Here is an 18,005-nt window from a genome sequence, read left to right as displayed (position 1 = left end):
AAGGGCCTTGCCGACGAGAAGCCGGCACGCGTTCGCCCACATTGGATGGATCGCACTCTAACGCTTAAAGACATAAAGATTCAGCAATTTGACGGTCGTACCGCACCACGCATGGCCTTGGCCGACTTTTGTGAAGCATTTATAAAAGCGAGGTTTTTTCGACTGTGATCAGTTTAGGTCTGGTTTGCAACGGCCCGGGCGGCTAACGTCCCGCCCGATCCCGCGCTCAAGTTCAATTCATGACGTTCGTCGACCGGCTCATCTTCGTCATCGGTTTCTCGGTCATGGTCACCCTCGTGGCGATCGTGGGCGCAGCTTTTGTTGCGGGCGAGCATGTCAGCGAAGAGATCGAGCAGGCGCGCGTCTCCCATCTCATCGGCACGCTGCGCGCGGCGACGGAGGCGAACCTCTCTATCGGGCTGATGCTGGATGAGATCTCCCTGCTCCAGTCCAGCATCGAGCGCGAGAAGGCGAACGATTCCGGCATCGTGGCCATCGACGTGTTCAACGGCGCGGGCCGTTCGGTCTACAGCACCGACCGCGGCGCCGTGGGCGAAGAGGTGGAGAAGGTCTGGGTCGACAATCTGTCGCGGGAAGGCCTGTGGCGGGCGGAGGTCCGCGGCGAGACCGTCTTCGGCACCCGCTTCGAGAACGATGTTGGCGTTGCAGGGGGCATTGCGGTGACGGTTTCCGGCGCGAGCCGGCGCGCCCGGGCGGAGGCGCTGGGGGTGGATCTTGCGGCGCGCGCATTCGTCGTCAGCGCTGGGGCGCTGGTGGTGGGGCTCGCAGCCGCCTTTGCCTTCGCCTTTGCGCGGGGCCGCCCTTTCATCCGCGTGGCAAACATCCTGCAAGGCACCGATGTGCGGCCAGCGCCCCAGCAGCGGCTGGAGCGACTCGCCGTTCAGGTCCGCGAAACCTGGTCGGCGTCGGATGCGCGGGTCGCGCGCGGCGTGAGCCAGCTGGAGGCGCTTGACGATGCCGACTGACGTGCATCCCGCCGCCAATGCCCGCGACCGGCTCGCCTGCGGGCTGTTTGCGTTTCTCATTGTCCTCGTCATCGGCGGCGGCGCCGGCATCCTGCTGATGAACGGTTTTAAGGCGCGGGTGGAGGAGACGGCGCGACGGGACGCCAAGCTCATCGGCGCGACAGTCGCGCGCTCCCTGGCCGCCCAGTTCGAGAAGGCGGCCCGCTTCGGCATCCCGCTCAAGCTCCTGCCGGGCGTCGAAGCCTACCTCGCCGAGACCATGAACCGCACGCCGGGCCTCACCCGGATCATCGTGCGGGGGCCTGACGGCCGCGAGGTGCGTAGCGCCGTGGGTCTTACGCCGGGGGTCGACACCGTCGTCGCCCCGATCCTGGTGGATGGAATCCCGCTGGGGCAGGTGGATGTCACCACGACGCCGGCCACCTTGAGCTCTGTCCTGAGCTCGCTCAACTGGCGGACCGGCGTTGCGGTGTTCGTCTGTTCGCTGCTGGCCGGCCTCATTGCCGGCGCCTATGCCGGAGGGAGCCTGGCGAGCGCCCGGCGCAAGCTCGCCGAGGCTTTGGTGGCGAGCGCGGCCGGCAGCCCCGAGGACGTGCCGGCGAACCGCCGCCCGAGGCGGGGTGTCATCGCGGCCGCCTTTTCTGCGCTCGGCAACGGAGAGCGCAGGCTCGCAGACCAGAGGGCCTCGTTTCAGGCCTATGCCGAGGAACTTCTGGCGGTGGATTTCGACGGCCGTCTCCGGGCCGATATCGAACGCATCAAGCGCGAGGCGCTGTCGCGTGCGCCGCAGGCCCAGCGAGATCCGTGATGCAGCTCCGCACCCGCATCACCCTCATCGTTGCTGCCGGCTTTCTGGTGCTCATGGCCATCTTCTGGGCGGCGAGCCTGGTGCGCGACCGGCTGGAGCACGAGCGCACGGCGGATGTCGCCATTTCCGCACAATCGGCTCTTTGGCGGGAAATCGTGGCGGTGGCTCTTTCCAACCTGGAGCAAGAGCTGGATGACATGGAGGCCTATCCGGCGTTCCGCGTCGCTTTGTCCTTCGGCAACCGCCCGGCCATCCTGGCGACGCTGGGCGATCTGGGCGTGAAGGACGAGGACGGGACGCTCGCGTTCGAAACGGTCGGGCAGGAGCGCGACGTCACATCCTTCCTAGGGCAGGCGTCGGAACGCGGCATCCTGGATGCGGGCACCCTGGACCGGGCCTTTGCGGGAAACCGCGCCGGCGGGCTGCGCCTTGTCTCGGCCCGGCGTCTCGTGGTCGTTGCGACCCGCACCATCACCCTGCCCGAACGGGGCCAGATCGTTCTGGTGCTCAGCCGCGACATCAGCGTCGCCCTTTCGCGCTTCGCCGCCAGCATCGACGCGGAGGCGAGCGTCATCTCCCTGCGCGACCGCCTCCTCGCCACCACCAATGGCACGTTGTGGCAGGCCGCAGACCTCACCATTACCCCACGCCAGCCGGTCTATGACCGGGTGGTCGTGGGCGACAAGACCTATTCCGTCACCAGCGTGCCGGTGGACGACGTGACCGGCGGCATAGTCGGCGCCCTGGTCAGCCTCAAGGACAACACCGCGGCCTGGGCGGCCCAAGGCGTGCTGCGTTCCGTCGCCATTGCGGCCGGCGTCGGGCTCACCATTTTGGGCGTCATCGGCCTCAACATCTTCCTCTGGTACAGTTTCAGGCCCCTGGAGAATGCCATCGGCGTGCTCCAGGCGCTGTCGCGCGGCGAGACCTCGGTGGTGCTGGAGCATTCCGGGGATGACGAGATCGGCCGCATCGCCGAGGCGGTGACCGGATTGCGCGCCAATGCCCAGGCGCTGGCCGAAACCCGGCGCCAGCACGAGCGGGTGCGCCGCCGGCAGGAAGCGGTGATCTCCACCGAGCTGAAGTTCCTCGCAGACTCCATCGACCCCACGGATCGCGAAGAGGTGCTGGCGCTCCTCGCCTCGCCCAGCGGAGGGGAGACGGAGGACGGGCTGCGCCGGGTGGCGCGCGTGCTGCACGATCTGTCGCGCCGCATCGTCGAGCAGCATACGCGCTTGTCCTCCATGGTGGTGGAACTGCGCGAGGCCCTCGTCACGAAGACCAAGCTCGCTGGCCTCCAGCAGGAACTGGAGATTGCCAGCCAGGTGCAGCTCGCGATCCTGCCCAAGGCGTTTCCGCCGAACCAGCGCGTGGCGGTCGACGGCCACATGACGCCGGCGCGGGAAGTGGGCGGCGACTTCTACGATTATTTCCTCATCGACGAATCCACCCTCGGCTTCGTGGTGGCGGACGTATCAGGCAAGGGTGTGCCCGCGGCCTTGTTCATGGCCATCTCCCGCACGCTCCTGCGCTCCACCGCCTTGTTCGAGCGGTCGCCGGCGGGGTGCGTGCGGCGGCTGAATGACCTGCTTGCCATGGAAAACGAGCAGATGCTGTTCGTCACCCTGTTCTACGGGGTGGTCGACCTGAAGACCGGCCGCGTGAGCTATGTGAATGCCGGCCACAATCTGCCCTATCGCATCTCGCGGGCGGGGGAGATCTCCACCGTGCCGAGCACCAAGGGCATGGCGGTGGCGGTGCTGGAAGGCTTTGTCTACCAGGAGCACCATTTCGACCTGGAGCCCGGCGACACGCTGCTGCTCTATACGGACGGCGTCACCGAGGCGTTCGACATTGACGGCAGGCTCTATGGCGAGAGCCGGCTGGAGGCCCTTTTGGCCGACGGCGCCCGGGACTGGACGGTGCCGGAATTCTCCGAGCGGGTGCTGGCCTCCATCAAGGGCTTCGAGCGCGGCGCCCCCCAGGCGGACGACATAACCTGCCTGACCCTGCGCTATTTCGGCGGCCATCGTCCCACGGTGTAAGGGGCTGCACCGGGCCTGGGTTCCCAATGGAAAAGAACCTGATCGCGTCGGCTGAAATGGCCTATGCGCCCAGCCGGGAGGTGCGCTCCCCCCCATGCGTCAGAATCATATCAATTTAGCTGGCGCTGTCCCCACCCTTGCCCCTAAACCGGACACTCCGGTTGGCTCAGCCGCGCCGGAATGCTCGTCCACAAGAAGGCGGGCAGGGAGAGACGCGTGACATTAGCCATTCCCGCCACGGCGCCCCGCCGGGAGCTTGCCACCATCTCCGCCGTCAGCGCGGGCCATTTCGTCAGCCATATCCTGCAACTGGCGCTGGCGCCCCTGTTCATCGCCATGCGCGACGATCTCGGCGTCTCCTTCACCGAATTGGGCGTCCTTCTCTCCATCTTCTACCTGTTCTCCGGCGGTGGTCAGGTGGTGGCGGGCATCATGGTGGACCGCTTCGGCGCCGACCGGCTGCTGCTCGGCGGCATCCTGCTCCAGTCCGCCTCCATGGCGGCCATGGGGCTCGCGCCTACTTATGCCACCATGCTGCCGTTCGCCGCCTTGGCCGGCCTAGGCAACAGCGTCTACCACCCGGCGGATCTCTCCATCCTCAGCCACCGCATCCGCACGGAGCGGCTGGGGCGGGCGTTCGCGCTGCATGTGGTGGCCGGCAATCTCGGCTATGCGGCCTCGCCGCTGGCGTCCGGCGCGCTCGCCCTGATGTATGGCTGGCGCACCGCGCTGGTGGTGATGGGGGTGTCGTGCCTCATGGTCGGGTTCGCGCTGATGATGGCCCGTCCGCTCCTGCGCATCGAGCGGCACCAGGAGCATGCGCACCAGGAAGCCGCAGGGGCGCCGAGCTTTGCCGACATCATCGCCTCGCGGGTGGTGCTGCTGGCCTTCTTCTATTTCTTCCTCACCGCCATCTGCCTCGTGGGCCTTCAGAGCTTCGGCATCACCGCGCTCCAGGAAGGCTTCGGCATGGGCACGGCCTTCGCCGCTTTGACACTCACCTTCTACCAGGGCGCCAATGTCTGCGGTGTTATGCTGGGCGGCTATATCGCCGACCGCGCCTCGCACCACCACCGCATCGCCATGGCGGGTCTGGCGGTGGCGGCGGTGGCGCTGTTCGTCATCGGGCTCGTCCAGATCCCGCCGCTCGCAACGCTTGTGCTGATGGTGGTGATCGGCTTCTCGCTCGGCATGACCACGCCCTCGCGCGACGTCCTGGTGCGCCATGCCGCGCCGGCCAATGCGCGGGGCAAGGTGTTCGGCTTCGTCTATTCCGGCTTCGATATCGGTGCGCTGGCGGGGCCGCTCATGTACGGCATCATGCTGGACAACCACATGACCCACGCCGTCTTCCTCGGCGCCGCCGCCCCCTTGCTGGTGGGCATCGTCACCGTCATCGGCGTGCGGAAGAAATAAGCACCTTGCCGGGATTGAGCAGCCCGGCCGGGTCCAGCGCGCCCTTCAGCGCCGCCATGAGGTCGAGGGCGACCGGGTCCTTGTAGAGCGTCAGCTCCTCGCGCTTCAGAAGGCCGATGCCGTGCTCGGCGGAGATGGAGCCGCTGAGCGAGGCCACATAATCGTGCACCAGCCGGTTGAAATCCTCCCAGGTGGCGAGGAAGGCGGCCTTTTCCATTCCCACCGGCTGGCTCAGATTGAAATGGATGTTGCCGTCGCCCACATGGCCGAAGGCGCAGACCCGCACCCCCGGCAGGTGCGCCTCGCACAGCCGGCTCGCCTCCACCACGAATTCCGCCACCTTCGAGACCGGCACCGAAACGTCGTGCTTGATGGAGCCGCCCTCGAACTTCTGGGCGTCGGAAAGGTCCTCGCGCAGCCGCCAGAGCGCGTCCGCCTGGGCCTCGCTGGAGGCGATGGCCGCATCCTCCACTTCGCCGCCCTCGAACGCCTCTTCCAGGACGCCTTCCGCCAGGGCGGCCAGATCATCGTCGCGCCGCGTGGAGGTGAGTTCGGCGAGGGCGAAGAAGGCGTGATCGCCGGTGAGCGCCCGCACATTTCCGGGCATATGCTGCAGCACCATCTCCATGCCGAAGCGGGGCATCATCTCGAAGCCGGTGAGCGCATCCCCCGCCACGGCCCTGAGGCGCCGCATGAAGGAGAGCACGGCATGGGGATCAGCGAGGCCTGCCAGAAGCGTGGTGCGCTGGCGCGGCTTCGGGAACAGGCGCAGCACGGCGGCGGTGATGACGCCCAGTGTGCCCTCCGCGCCGATGAACAGGTCTTTCAGGTCGTAGCCCGTATTGTCCTTGCGCAGGCGCGAGAGGCCGTTCCAGACGCGCCCGTCCGCCAGCACCACCTCCAGCCCCAGGGTCAGCTCGCGCATGTTGCCGTAGCGAAGGACCGCAGTGCCGCCCGCATTGGTGGAGAGGTTGCCGCCGATGCGGCAGCTCCCCTCGGACGCGATGGAGAGGGGGAAGAGGCAGTCCGCCGCTTCCGCCGCCGCGCGCACGGCATGGAGCGTCACGCCCGCTTCCACGGTGAGGGTGAGGTCGGTGGCGTCCACCGCGCGCACCTTGTCCAGCCGTTCCAGCGAGAGCAGCAGCGCGCCGAACGGCACTTGGCCTCCCACGAGGCCGGTATTCCCGCCCTGGGGCACCACCGGCAGCCCCGCTTCGGCGCAGGCGGCAAGGCACAGCGAAACTTCGGCCGTATCAGCGGGGCGCAGGATGGCGGGGGTCGAGCCCTGGAACAGGCCGCGCTGCTCCACGAGATAGGGCGCCATATCGCCGGGGGCGGTGACGACGCCGCGCGGGCCAAGCTTCTCGGCAAGGGCCGAGAGCACGGAAGCGACACGGTCTTCGGGGAGGCGGAGGGGAGCGGGGGCGGTGGAGGACATGGCGGGGGAGACTGGCCGAGCCGCGGGCGCTGATCAAGGGGCACTTGGGGCGGCACGTTGATCCGCCATTTTTTGTTCGCGCACCCTTCGCACCGTTCCGCTAGAGTTCGGGCCTCTCCTGCGCGGCCAGCGCCTTACTCCCCATGGACGCCATCCTATGAAGAAGATCGCCCTGGAAGAGCACTTCATCGTGCCATGCCTTGTGGACCACCTGTTGGAAGGCATGCCCGCGGTGACACCCGAGGTGGAGCATACGCTGGTGGATCTGCTCTCCGATCTCGGCGAGCGGCGGCTTGCCGCCATGGATGCGGCGGGCGTCGAGTTATCCGTGCTCTCCATTTCCGGGCCGGGCGTCCAGGTGGAGCCGGACGCTTCCCGTGCCGTGGCCCTCGCCCGCGAGGCCAACGACCTCTTGGCGGAGGCGGTGGCCAAGCATCCCGCCCGCTATCGCGGCTTCGCCCACCTCGCCATGCAGGATGTGAAGGCGGCCACCGCCGAGCTGGAGCGGTGCGTGCGGGAACTCGGCTTCGTCGGCTCGATGGTCAACGGGCATACCCACGGCATCTATCTGGACAATCCTTGCTACGATCCGTTCTGGGAGGCGATGGAAGCGCTCGACGTGCCGCTCTATCTGCACCCCGAGGATGCCCATGTCCTGCCCCATGTGCTGCAGGGCGCGGCCGGGCTGAGCAAGCCCGTCTGGGAGTGGAGTGTGGAGACGTCCACGCATTTCCTGCGCCTGGTTTTTTCCGGCCTGTTCGACCGTTTCCCGAAGCTCAAGATCGTGCTCGGCCACATGGGCGAGACCTTGCCCTATGTGCTCTGGCGCCTGGACAGCCGGGCCAAGCTGACGCCCAGCAAGCGCCCCTTGAAGCTGCAGCCGTCGGACTATCTGAAGCGCAATCTGTTCGTGACCACGTCCGGCCAGTGCGACGACGTGCCTCTCATCGCCGCCATTTCGGGGCTGGGCGCGGACAATGTGCTGTTCTCGGTGGACTATCCTTACGAGGATTCCGCCATCGCCGGCCGCTTCCTCGACAATGCCGCCATCAGCGAGGCGACGCGTGAGAAGGTGGCGCGGCTCAATGCCGTCCGGCTGATGAACCTGAAGGTTTGAGGCCCGGCCTTCGCCACCCGCAGACATGTCATCCCCGGACTTGATCCGGGGATCTTTTGCAAGGCGAAGGAAGATGCCCGGGCCGCGCCCGGGCTGACGGAAAATGGGAAAGCCTCAGCCCAGCTTTCCCTCGATGGCGCGCCGCATGGCGGCGGCATCCCCTTTGAGCCGGAACGTCTTCACCCGCGCGGTGGCGCCGGAGATCAGCGCCGCCTGGGAAGGCGCCACGCCCGCGGCCCCTGCCAACAATTTCCCCAGCGCTGCATTGGCCGCGCCGTCCTCCGGCGCGACACGCACGCGCACCTTCAGCACGTCCCGCCCGTCCGCCAGTTGCGCGATGCCGTCCAGCCCGTCGCGCCCGCCCTTCGGCGTGACGCGGACCCTCACCTCAAGCCCTTCCGGCGTCTCGGTCCAGAAGGCCACGCCGGCTCAGAAGACGTAAGGATAGATGTAGAGGCCGATCACGCGCTCGAGGAAGAAGATGCCCAGGATCAGCACCATGGGCGACAGATCGAGCCCGCCCAGATTGGGCAGGATGGAGCGGATGGGCGCCAGCACCGGCTCGGTGACGCGGAACAGCATCTCGCCCACCGTCCGGACGAACTGGTTGTAGGGGTTCACCACATTGAAGGCGACCAGCCACGACAGCACCGCGGCGGCGATCAGCACCCATACATAAAGCTGGAGGACGATCAGGATCACGTCGAGAATGGCGCGCATCGTCGAAAAATTCCTCGGCAGGCGGGCACGGGCCCAAAAGGCGGCCCGCGCGTCAGGGGCCAGGAATAGCCAAGGCGCGCGCGCTTGAACAGAGCATTTGATAGGCGCCGGGGAGGGGAAAGCTTTCACTCACCGCCTTCGATGGAATTCCAATGGAGCTGTCATTCCCGGACTTGATCCGGGAAACCACATCGCACCGGGGCGTTCCACCTCACCCGGTCGTCGCGTCCCCTTCCGCCGGTCGCTCGGGATCGGGCAGGCTGCCGGCACCCGGGGTTTTCTGCGGGTCGGTCAGATGCGGCTTCGCATGCGGGCCGGCGGCGGGATTTCCAGGATCGTCGGGGGCGCCCTTGCGAGGCTCCTTCCTGGAGCGGTGCGGGGCCGGCTTTTTCTGGGCGGTCATGGGCTTTCTCACATAAACCATCTTTGGTTCTTAACGCTCCGGCCGCCACAGGGTTGCGCCCCGGCTTTCCGCCAGGGCGCGACACCTTGCGGTGCTTGACTCGCACTGCGGCGGCAGGCAGCTTCCGCCCGCTTTTCGGACGCGGTCAGGCGTCGTCCACTTCAAACCCCCACGGGCAGGCATGCGCAGCTATTTGGACTTCGAGAAGCCGGTGGCCGAGCTCGAGGCGAAGGTCGAGGAACTGCGCGCGCTCTCCACGGGCGACGGCGTCGCCATCGCCGAGGACGTGCAGCGCCTTCAGGCCAAGGCGGCCGACGCCCTCACCCAGCTCTATGCGAATCTCACCCCCTGGCAGAAGACGCTCGTGGCGCGCCATCCCGCGCGGCCCCACTTCGCCGACTTCGCCAAGGGCCTGTTCGACGAATTCACCCCGCTCGCCGGCGACCGCAAGTTCGGCGAGGACGAGGCCATCCTCGGCGGGTTCGCGCGCTTCCGCGGCCAGGCGGTGTGCGTGATCGGCCACGAGAAGGGCTCCAACACCGAAGCCCGCATCCGTCACAATTTCGGCATGGCCCGTCCCGAGGGTTATCGCAAGGCGGTGCGCCTGATGGAGCTGGCGGACCGCTTCGAGGTGCCGGTGATCGCGCTGGTGGACACTGCTGGCGCCTATCCCGGCATCGGCGCGGAGGAGCGCGGGCAGGCCGAGGCCATCGCCCGCTCCACCGACGCCTGCCTCGCGCTCAGCGTGCCCAATGTGGCGGTGATCATCGGCGAGGGCGGCTCCGGCGGGGCCATCGCGCTCGCCACCGCCAACAAGGTGCTGATGCTGGAGCACGCGGTCTACAGCGTGATCTCGCCCGAGGGCGCCGCCTCCATCCTCTGGCGCGACACCGCCAAGGCGCAGGAGGCCGCCACCAACATGAAGATCACCGCCCAGGATCTGGTGCGGTTCGGCGTGGTGGACACCATCGTGCGCGAGCCCTCGGGTGGCGCGCACCGGGACCCCAAGGCCGCCATCGCCGCCACCAGCGAGGCCATTTCCGAGGCGCTCGCCGGGCTTGCAGGGCTGGACGGGCCGGCCGTGCGCAAGGCGCGGCGCGAGAAGTTCCTCGCCATTGGCCGCACCCTTTAGTCTGGGCGGGAGGCGAATTTACCACCTGCATCGCGATGCAGGTGGATCTGGCTCCAGGGTCTTAAGCATAACCTTGCGTCCGGCTTGCAAGCAGTTCCCAGGGATGGCACGGTTTCCGGAACCATCTCATCTTGGCCGCAATTGGTGGGTTTTCTGCCCCTAAAGGGGCGCATCTCTTCCATTTTTCGCCATCTTGCGGTAACGGGCCGTCAAGGGTAGACGTTCTAACCATGACGCTCACCGCGCCCGGAATGGACCTTGGAGTTCTGCGTTGAGCCGTCCGCTTCATTTCATTCCGCGTGTGCGCTTGGCGGCGTTGGCTGCCGTGACGGCGCTCACCCTTGCCGGCTGCAATGGCGATTCTTATGAAACGTCCGCCCGCGCGCGGCAGCCGCTCTCTCCGAAGACGCTGGCGCTGATCGAAGAAAAGGGCATGACGCCCGAGAGCCCCATTCTGGTGCGCATCTTCAAGCAGGAATCCGAGCTTGAGGTGTGGAAGCAGAAGAAGGACGGCGACTTCGCGCTTCTGAAGACCTATCCCATCTGCCGCTGGTCGGGCGATCTCGGCCCGAAGGTGAAAGTGGGCGACCGGCAGGCGCCGGAGGGCTTCTATACGATCACGCCGGGGCAGATGAACCCCAATTCCAATTACTATCTCTCCTTCAATCTCGGCTTCCCCAACGCCTATGACCGGTCCTTCGGGCGCACGGGCGAGTTCCTCATGGTGCATGGCGACTGCTCGTCCGCCGGCTGCTACGCCATGACGGACGAACAGATTGCCGAGATTTTCGCTCTGGGGCGCGAATCGTTCGCCGGCGGCCAGAAGGCCTTCCAGGTGCAGGCGCTGCCTTTCCGCATGACGCCGACCAACCTCGCCAAGTACCGCAACAATCCGAACATGCCCTTCTGGAAGAATCTGAAGGAAGGCACGGACGCGTTCGAGGTCACGCTGCGCGAGCCGAAGGTGAATGTCTGCAACCGGCAGTACGTGTTCAACGCCACGGCCGATCCGGGCCGGGGCTTCGATGCGTCCATCGCCTGCCCGAACTATACGGTGCCCGCCGAGGTCGCCCAGGCTGTGTCGGCAAAGCAGCGGTCGGACGAGACCAAGGTTGCCGACCTCATCTCGCACACGGCCAATGCGCCGAATCGCGCGGGCATCGACGGCGGCATGCATCCGGTGTTCCTGGCCCACTACAAAGCGCAGAACCCGGCCTATTCCGACGGCCCGATCGTGGCCGCTGCGCCCGCGCCCGGCACCATGCCCGCCGCCTCCACCCGGCCCCCGCGCGTCGCCGACGACGGCTTCAGCCCCGCCGGCTTCACACCCACCGCGCCCTCCGTCCTCGCGGCGGCGCAGCCCGAGCCGTCCGTCGTCACGGCCCGCCCCGGCGCGCCCGCTTCCGGCGACACGCCCGCGGCCCCTGCCGTCGCCTCCAATGGGACCGGCGGTTTCTCCATCGGCAACATGCTCGGCTTCAACAAGACGAGTGAGCCGGCGAGCGATCCTGTCGCCGCAGCCGTTCCCGCCACGCGTCCCGCAAGCGTGCCGTCTTCACCGGCTGCTGCGTCGGCGCCCCGTCCGGCCGCACCCGTGGCTGCGGCTGGGCACCCGCCGGCTACCACGTCATCCCAGGGCACCCAGCCGTCTGCCCAGGCCACGCCCAAGTCGCAGCAGCAGACGGCGAGCCTCTCCGCCGATACGGCATTCGCCCCTCCGCCGGCCCCGCTTTCGGGCGCCGGATCCATCATGAGCACCAGCGGCTTCTCCACGCCGCGCTGAGCATCGACCGCATGGTTCTGAATGCGCCCGGCCATCGGCCGGGCGTTTTCTTTATGGCGCGGCGTCCATCAGGGATTGCCGCAGGCGCGGCACCGCGAATTCGAGAAAGCGCCGCATCTTGAGCGGAAGCCGGCCCTGGCCGGCATGGATGAGATGGACCGGCATGGGCGCGGGCTCGAAATCCTCCAGCACGATGCGCAGCTTGCCCCCCGCCACCGCGCGGGCGACCTGATAGGACAGCACTTGCGTGAGGCCGATGCCCTCGATGGCCGCATCGATGGCCGCTTCCGCCATGTTGATGCTGAGCCGGCACCGCGGCTGCACCGATTTCGCCGCCTTGCCCCGGCTCTGGGATGGAAAGGTCCAGGATGTGCCCAGCCCGGCGAAGGTGACTGAGGTGAGGTCGGCGAGATCGTCCAGCGTCTTGGGCGTGCCGTGGGCGGCGAAATAGGCCGGGCTGCCGCAGACCACGCGGCGCACGGAACCGACGCGGGTCGCCACCATGGAGCTGTCCGGCAATGCGCCGATGCGCACCGCCATGTCGATATGGTCGTCCACGAGGTTCGCATTCCGGTCCGACAGCACCATGCGCACATCGATGTCGGGAAAGGCGGCCAGGAAGGCGGTGACGGTGGGCACCACATGCAGGCGGCCGAAGACGATGGGCGCGGTGAGGATCAGCTCGCCCCTGGGGGCGCTGTACTCACCGGAGGCCTGCGTCTCCGCATCGCCGACCTGTTCCAGGATGCGCTTGCAGGCCGCCACATAGTCCGCCCCGGCATCGGTCAGGGTCAGCTTGCGGGTGGAGCGGATGAGGAGGCGGGTCTTCAGATGCGCCTCCAGCTCTCCCACTTTCCGGCTGATGGTGGGGAGCGGCACGCCGAGCTTGCGGCTCGCCGCCGAGAAGCTTCCGGCCTCGACAGCCGCAAGCAGGATCGACATGGCTTCCAGGCGGTCCATCTTGTCTCTCATTTTTTGAGAGGATAATTCCCAAGATTACCGGATTATCCGCATGAGGGGTGAGGACTAAATCTTCACCACCGGGCCGATGGAGCCCGCCAGCAGATGGAGACCCTACGTGCCCCGCATCGCCATCCCGAGCCGCGACGACGCCCCCGAAGCCGCAAAGCCCATTCTCGATGCCGTCCACGCGCAGCTCGGCTTCGTGCCGAACCTGCACCGGCTCATGGCGCTCAGCCCGAATGTCCTTGCCGGCTTCGTCGGCCTCCAGGGACCGCTCGCCAAGACCCTGGACATCAAGACGCGCGATGCCATCGCCTTGGCGGTCTCGCAGGCGGACGGGTGCGATTACTGCCTCGCCGGCCACAGCTATCTCGCCGCGACCTTCTCCAAGGTTTCACTGGAGGAGATCGCCCTGAACCGCAAAGGCGCCTCCGCAGATGCGAAGCGGGCGGCCGCGGCCCATTTCGCGCAGGCGCTGATCGAGGCGCGCGGTAAGGTGGCCGATGCGGATCTGGCGGCGGTGCGCGAGGCGGGGTTCAGCGATCCGCAGATTGTGGAGATCGTGGCCTTGTCAGCCCAGTTCCTCCTGGCCAACTTCCTGAACAACGTCGCGGATACCGACATCGACTTTCCCGCCCTCGAAGCCACCAGGGCAGCCTGATGGGAAGGGCGGCCCAGAATGGGCCGCCCGCCTCAGGGGAGATATTCCCATGACCTACAAATTCCTCGATATGGCGACGACGCCGAGCGTGAAGGCGGCGCAGGAGGCCAATGGCGCCGGCGCCTATTGGGCAGGCTTCCGGGGCGAGCGGATGTTCGACCGCTTCACCGAGGCGGAGGCCGCCTTCATCGCCGCGCGCGACAGCTTCTACATGGCGACCGTGTCGGAGAGCGGCTGGCCCTATGTGCAGCACCGCGGCGGTCCGCCGGGCTTCCTGCGCGTGCTGGACGAGACCACGCTGGGGTTCGCGGACTTCCGCGGCAACCGGCAATATATCAGCGTCGGGAACATCGCCGCCGACGATCGCGTCTCGCTGATCCTCATGGATTATGCGGGCCGCCGGCGCCTGAAAATCTTTGCGCATATGGAGGTGCGAGACCTCGCCGATGATCCGGAGCTTGCCGAAAAGCTCGGCACGCCCGGCTACAAGGCGAAGGTGGAGCGCGCTTTGATCCTTAAACTCGAGGCCTTCGACTGGAACTGCCCGCAGCACATCACGCCTCGCTACACCGACACGGAACTCGAAGGAGCCCTGGCCCCGGTGCGGCGTCATATCCAGGCGCTGGAGGCGGAGAATGCAGCGCTTCGCGAGAAGCTGGCGGCGCTGGCGGTGGGTGGGGCTAAAGATGAAGGGCGAGACGCAGGCGGCTGACGAGCCAGCGCGGCAAACGCTTGGCGAGCCGTTTTCCCTGGATGGTCCGGTAGGATGCCATCTCGTCGTACTTTTCGGGCTGGACGGCATCGAACATGATGGGCCCGGCATAGAGCTCCTGCTGCCGCGCCTTGGCGGCGGCTATGGCGGCAGCGTTGCTGGTTCGCACATAGACGAAGGTGTTCTGCCGGTACCAGAAGTGGATATTGGTGTCCGACCAGTGCTTCGGGCGAATGAGATCGAAGGCCTCAAAGCCGCGCGCGGAGAACTTGGCCCGCCACCAGGATCCCCATTGCTCGTTCACATGCCGGAAGCCGCCCTGCAGCGGGATGGCGGCGCTGAAGACGATGACATCCGCGCTGCTAGCGAGCGAATCCACAATGATGTCGGCATATTCCAGGTCCAGGTGCTCCGCCACTTCCAGGCAGATGGCCATGTCGAATTGTCGGCCGATCGCCAGAGGCTTCGTGAGGTCGCGCACCTGGTAATGGTCGGGATCGATGACGAGATCGTCCACCACGTTCCAGGGGCCATCAACGGCCAGGTGGTCGCCGACCCCGTTCATGACCGCGACGCTGGTCCAGTGCGCGTTGCCGCAGCCGACTTCCAGCACGCTTGCCACGTGAAAGAGCGTCAGCAGGTCCGGCAGGATGGCCCAGGCAGAATGTTCGGTCTTGGCGGCGTGGACTGTATGCCATTCGGTTGCGTACATCGCCGGTTCCGATCACGTGCCGCAGGGGCGCGAAAAACTCGCGCGGGACGTGAACTCTGCTTCCGTACAGGCAGGCGTTCAACCGACCAGACGGGCAAAAGCGGAACCCTTGAAACGGGAATTCCGGCAATGAGAAGCCGGGCCACTCTCCAAAAGGCTTATTTGGACGCAAGTCGAGACGCCATTCGAAGCTTTCGGACGGCGCCTCTGATGTAGATGCCATCAACCGAAGCGGCCGTGGCAGTGCTTGTACTTCTTGCCCGAGCCGCAAGGGCAGTTTTCGTTGCGGCCGACCTTGCCCCAGGTGGAGGGATCGGCCGGGTTGCGGTCCGCGACTGCCACCTCGTCCGCCAGCGCGGAATCCGGGCGGCGGCCGATGGCGGCGGCCGCCGCGCCCATCTCGTCCTCGCCCGTGGAGGGGTCGATATGGTGCCCCTCCATGTGCGGAAGCTGCTCCATGGGGGGAGGGCTGGTGACGATCTCCACCCGCATGAGCTGCGAGGTGACGATCTCCCGCAGCCGGCCCAGCATGGCCGCGAACAGCTGGAAGGCTTCGGACTTGTACTCATTCAGCGGGTCGCGCTGGCCGTAGCCGCGCAGGCCGATCACCTGGCGCAGATGGTCCAGCATGGCGATGTGCTCGCGCCACAGATGGTCCAGCGTCTGGAGAAGCACGGACTTCTCCACATAGCGCATGAGGTCTGGCCCGTACTGGCCGCTCTTCGCCGCCATCCATTCGTCGGCGCGGCGGATCACGCGCTCGGTCACCTCCTCGGCGCCGATGCCTTCCTCCTTCGCCCATTCCTCCACCGGCAAATCGAGGGTCAGGACATCGCGCACGGCGAAGTCGAGGCCCTTCACGTCCCACTGCTCGGGATAGGAATTGGCGGGGATGTATTTCGCGACCAGGTCGTGGATCACCGAATGGCGCATGTCCTCGACGGTCTCGGCGACATCCGCATCGTTCATCAGGTCGACGCGCTGCTCGAACACCACTTTGCGCTGGTCGTTGAGCACGTCGTCATATTTCAGGAGGTTCTTGCGGATGTCGTAGTTCCGCGCTTCCACCTTCTGCTGCGCCTTCTCCAGCGCCTTGTTGATCCAGGGATGGATGATGGCCTCACCTTCCTTCAGGCCGAGGCGCTGCAGCATGCTGTCGAGCCGGTCGGACCCGAAGATGCGCATCAGGTCATCTTCCAGCGAGAGGAAGAACTTGGAATGGCCGGGGTCGCCCTGGCGTCCCGAGCGACCGCGCAGCTGGTTGTCGATGCGGCGGCTCTCGTGGCGCTCCGTGCCGAGCACCATCAGGCCGCCGGCATCCAGCGCCTTCTTCTTCAGGACGGCGATCTCCGCGCGGATCGCCTCTTCCTTTTCCTTGCGCTCGGGGGCGTCCTCAGGCGTGTCGGCAAGCTCATGGGCAATGCGCATATCGGCATTGCCGCCGAGCTGGATGTCGGTGCCGCGGCCCGCCATGTTGGTGGCGATGGTGATGGCACCGGGGACGCCCGCCTGCGCCACGATATAGGCTTCCTGCTCGTGATAGCGGGCGTTCAGGACCGAGAAGCCCTTTACCTGGGTATGGCCGTTGAAGGCATCCGGATCGGAAAAGTCCTTCTGCTTGAACCCGGCCTTGGACAGAAGCTCGGCCAGGAGCTCGGACTTTTCGATGGACGTGGTGCCCACCAGGATCGGCTGGTTGCGCTCATGGGCTTCCGCGATGAGCTTGATGATGGCGTCATATTTCTCGCCGGCGCTGCGGTAGACCTCGTCATCATCGTCGATGCGGGCCACCGGCACGTTGGTGGGGATCTCCACCACGTCCAGCTTGTAGATGTCGCCGAACTCGGCCGCTTCGGTGGAGGCGGTGCCGGTCATGCCGGCAAGCTTCTCATAGAGGCGGAAATAGTTCTGGAAGGTGATGGAGGCGAGCGTCTGGTTCTCCGGCTGGACCGCGACGCGCTCTTTGGCTTCCAGCGCCTGGTGCAGGCCTTCCGAATAGCGCCGGCCGGGCATCATGCGGCCGGTGAATTCGTCGATGATCACCACCTCGCCATTGCGGACGATGTAATCCTTGTCGCGCTGGAACAGGGTGTGGGCGCGCAACGCCTGATTGACGTGGTGAACCGCCGTCACGTTCTCGATGTCGTAGAGCGAGGCGGACTTCAGCAGCTCGGCCTGGGTCAGCATCTGCTCCATCTTTTCCATGCCGGCTTCGGTCATGGCCACGGAGCGCTGCTTCTCGTCGACCTCGTAATCTTCCTTGGCGAGGCGGGGAATGAAGGTGTCGATGGTGTTGTAGAAGTCGGACCGGTCGTCCAGCGGGCCGGAAATGATGAGGGGCGTGCGCGCCTCGTCCACCAGGATGGAATCCACCTCGTCGACGATGGCGAAGAAGTGCGGCCGCTGCACCATGTGGGCGCGGTCATACTTCATGTTGTCGCGCAGATAGTCGAAGCCCAGCTCGTTATTGGTGGCGTAGGTGACGTCGGAGTTATAGGCGGCGCGGCGCTGGTCGTCGTCGAGGCCGTGGACGATGATGCCGGTGGAAAGGCCGAGGAAGCGGTAGATGCGGGCCATCCACTCGGCGTCGCGGCGGGCGAGGTAGTCATTCACCGTCACCACGTGCACGCCCTTGCCGGCGAGCGCGTTGAGATAGACGGGGGCGGTGGCGACCAGGGTCTTGCCTTCGCCGGTCTTCATCTCGGCGATGCCGCCATGGTGCAGCACCATGCCGCCGATGAGCTGCACGTCGAAGGGGCGCAGGCCCAGCACGCGCTTGGACGCTTCGCGCACGGTGGCGAAGGCGGGTATCAGCAGATCGTCGAGAGTTTTGCCGGCGGCGATCTCGGCGCGGAACGCATCCGTGCGGGCGCGGAGCTGCTCGTCGCTCAGCGCCGCAAGCTCGGGTTCCAGCGCATTGATCGCCTGAGCGGTGGGACGATAGCCTTTGACCCTACGGTCGTTCGCCGAACCGAACAGCTTGCGGGCAATTCCACCTAACATGGTTAAGGTCTCTATTCGTTCCGTCGCGGTATCGAGGAGGACGGGCGACGGCCGCCGAACCCTCCGGTCAATGGCGTCCCCCATCGACGCCTTTTAATACGGCGTC

At 66.4% G+C, this 18,005-nt stretch carries 16 protein-coding genes; 9 read left to right on the top strand and 7 right to left on the bottom strand.

The window, feature by feature from the left end:
- Positions 1-239 precede the first annotated feature (239 nt).
- The 4 genes from ABLE91_RS02115 to ABLE91_RS02100 all read left to right on the top strand — a co-directional run bounded on the left by ABLE91_RS02115 (position 240) and on the right by ABLE91_RS02100 (position 5,255).
- Positions 240-986 (top strand): hypothetical protein, encoded by a 747-nt coding sequence (locus tag ABLE91_RS02115; protein ID WP_348927966.1) that lies wholly within the window; start codon positions 240-242, stop codon positions 984-986.
- Positions 976-1,794 carry a hypothetical protein gene (locus tag ABLE91_RS02110; protein ID WP_348927965.1) on the top strand — a complete coding sequence of 273 codons (819 nt, stop codon included), beginning with the start codon at positions 976-978 and terminating at the stop codon, positions 1,792-1,794. The genes ABLE91_RS02115 and ABLE91_RS02110 overlap by 11 nt, the downstream gene beginning before the upstream one ends.
- Complete coding sequence (locus ABLE91_RS02105; protein ID WP_348927964.1) at positions 1,794-3,839, top strand: SpoIIE family protein phosphatase; 2,046 nt, start codon at positions 1,794-1,796, stop codon at positions 3,837-3,839. The genes ABLE91_RS02110 and ABLE91_RS02105 overlap by 1 nt, the downstream gene beginning before the upstream one ends.
- 216 nt (positions 3,840-4,055) lie before the next feature.
- Positions 4,056-5,255: an MFS transporter gene (locus ABLE91_RS02100; RefSeq protein ID WP_348927962.1), complete on the top strand. Its 1,200-nt coding sequence runs from the start codon at positions 4,056-4,058 to the stop codon at positions 5,253-5,255.
- On the opposite strand, the gene ABLE91_RS02095 is transcribed toward ABLE91_RS02100, so the two are convergent.
- A complete protein-coding gene (locus tag ABLE91_RS02095; protein WP_348927961.1) occupies positions 5,233-6,693 on the bottom strand; it encodes an FAD-binding oxidoreductase in 1,461 nt (486 codons plus the stop codon). The two genes, ABLE91_RS02100 and ABLE91_RS02095, sit on opposite strands and share 23 nt — an antisense overlap.
- A 157-nt stretch (positions 6,694-6,850) precedes the next feature.
- Between ABLE91_RS02095 and ABLE91_RS02090 the strand changes: the two genes are divergently transcribed.
- Entirely contained in the window at positions 6,851-7,810 is a 960-nt protein-coding gene (locus tag ABLE91_RS02090) for an amidohydrolase family protein (protein WP_348927960.1), read from the top strand.
- A gap of 114 nt (positions 7,811-7,924) precedes the next feature.
- Here ABLE91_RS02090 and ABLE91_RS02085 read toward each other — a convergent pair whose 3' ends face one another.
- From ABLE91_RS02085 to ABLE91_RS02075, 3 genes are all read right to left on the bottom strand, one after another.
- Positions 7,925-8,233, bottom strand: a complete 309-nt coding sequence (locus ABLE91_RS02085; protein WP_348927958.1) for a DUF167 family protein — start codon at positions 8,231-8,233, stop codon at positions 7,925-7,927.
- Positions 8,234-8,239: 6 nt separating this feature from the next.
- A complete protein-coding gene (locus ABLE91_RS02080; RefSeq protein WP_348927956.1) occupies positions 8,240-8,530 on the bottom strand; it encodes a YggT family protein in 291 nt (96 codons plus the stop codon).
- A 211-nt stretch (positions 8,531-8,741) separates the two neighbouring features.
- Positions 8,742-8,933, bottom strand: coding sequence for a hypothetical protein (locus tag ABLE91_RS02075; RefSeq protein WP_348927954.1), 192 nt, complete (start codon positions 8,931-8,933; stop codon positions 8,742-8,744).
- Between the two features lie 181 nt (positions 8,934-9,114).
- Between ABLE91_RS02075 and ABLE91_RS02070 the strand changes: the two genes are divergently transcribed.
- Entirely contained in the window at positions 9,115-10,065 is a 951-nt protein-coding gene (locus ABLE91_RS02070; protein ID WP_348927952.1) for an acetyl-CoA carboxylase carboxyltransferase subunit alpha, read from the top strand.
- Between the two features lie 271 nt (positions 10,066-10,336).
- Entirely contained in the window at positions 10,337-11,848 is a 1,512-nt protein-coding gene (locus tag ABLE91_RS02065; protein WP_348927950.1) for a hypothetical protein, read from the top strand.
- 51 nt (positions 11,849-11,899) lie between these two features.
- On the opposite strand, the gene ABLE91_RS02060 is transcribed toward ABLE91_RS02065, so the two are convergent.
- On the bottom strand, positions 11,900-12,808 hold the full coding sequence (locus ABLE91_RS02060) for a LysR family transcriptional regulator (protein WP_348927948.1): 909 nt from the start codon (positions 12,806-12,808) through the stop codon (positions 11,900-11,902).
- A gap of 118 nt (positions 12,809-12,926) precedes the next feature.
- Here ABLE91_RS02060 and ABLE91_RS02055 point away from each other — a divergent pair, with 118 nt between their 5' ends.
- Together ABLE91_RS02055 and ABLE91_RS02050 are read left to right on the top strand one after the other, a co-directional pair.
- Entirely contained in the window at positions 12,927-13,472 is a 546-nt protein-coding gene (locus ABLE91_RS02055; protein ID WP_348927946.1) for a carboxymuconolactone decarboxylase family protein, read from the top strand.
- A 49-nt stretch (positions 13,473-13,521) separates the two neighbouring features.
- The gene (locus ABLE91_RS02050; RefSeq protein ID WP_348927944.1) at positions 13,522-14,184 is read left to right on the top strand and encodes a pyridoxamine 5'-phosphate oxidase family protein; all 663 of its coding nucleotides are present in this window, start codon (positions 13,522-13,524) and stop codon (positions 14,182-14,184) included.
- Here ABLE91_RS02050 and ABLE91_RS02045 read toward each other — a convergent pair.
- Both ABLE91_RS02045 and secA read right to left on the bottom strand, forming a co-directional pair.
- Entirely contained in the window at positions 14,153-14,896 is a 744-nt protein-coding gene (locus ABLE91_RS02045) for a class I SAM-dependent methyltransferase (RefSeq protein WP_348927943.1), read from the bottom strand. The genes ABLE91_RS02050 and ABLE91_RS02045 overlap by 32 nt on opposite strands.
- Positions 14,897-15,118: 222 nt before the next feature.
- Positions 15,119-17,899 (bottom strand): preprotein translocase subunit SecA, encoded by a 2,781-nt coding sequence (gene secA, locus ABLE91_RS02040; RefSeq protein WP_348927941.1) that lies wholly within the window; start codon positions 17,897-17,899, stop codon positions 15,119-15,121.
- Positions 17,900-18,005 lie beyond the last annotated feature (106 nt).

This window comes from Aquabacter albus (assembly GCF_040049275.1).
Lineage (GTDB): Bacteria > Pseudomonadota > Alphaproteobacteria > Rhizobiales > Xanthobacteraceae > Aquabacter.
The sequence above is the reverse complement of the archived record's forward strand: the minus strand, read 5'-3'. Positions and strand labels throughout refer to the sequence as shown.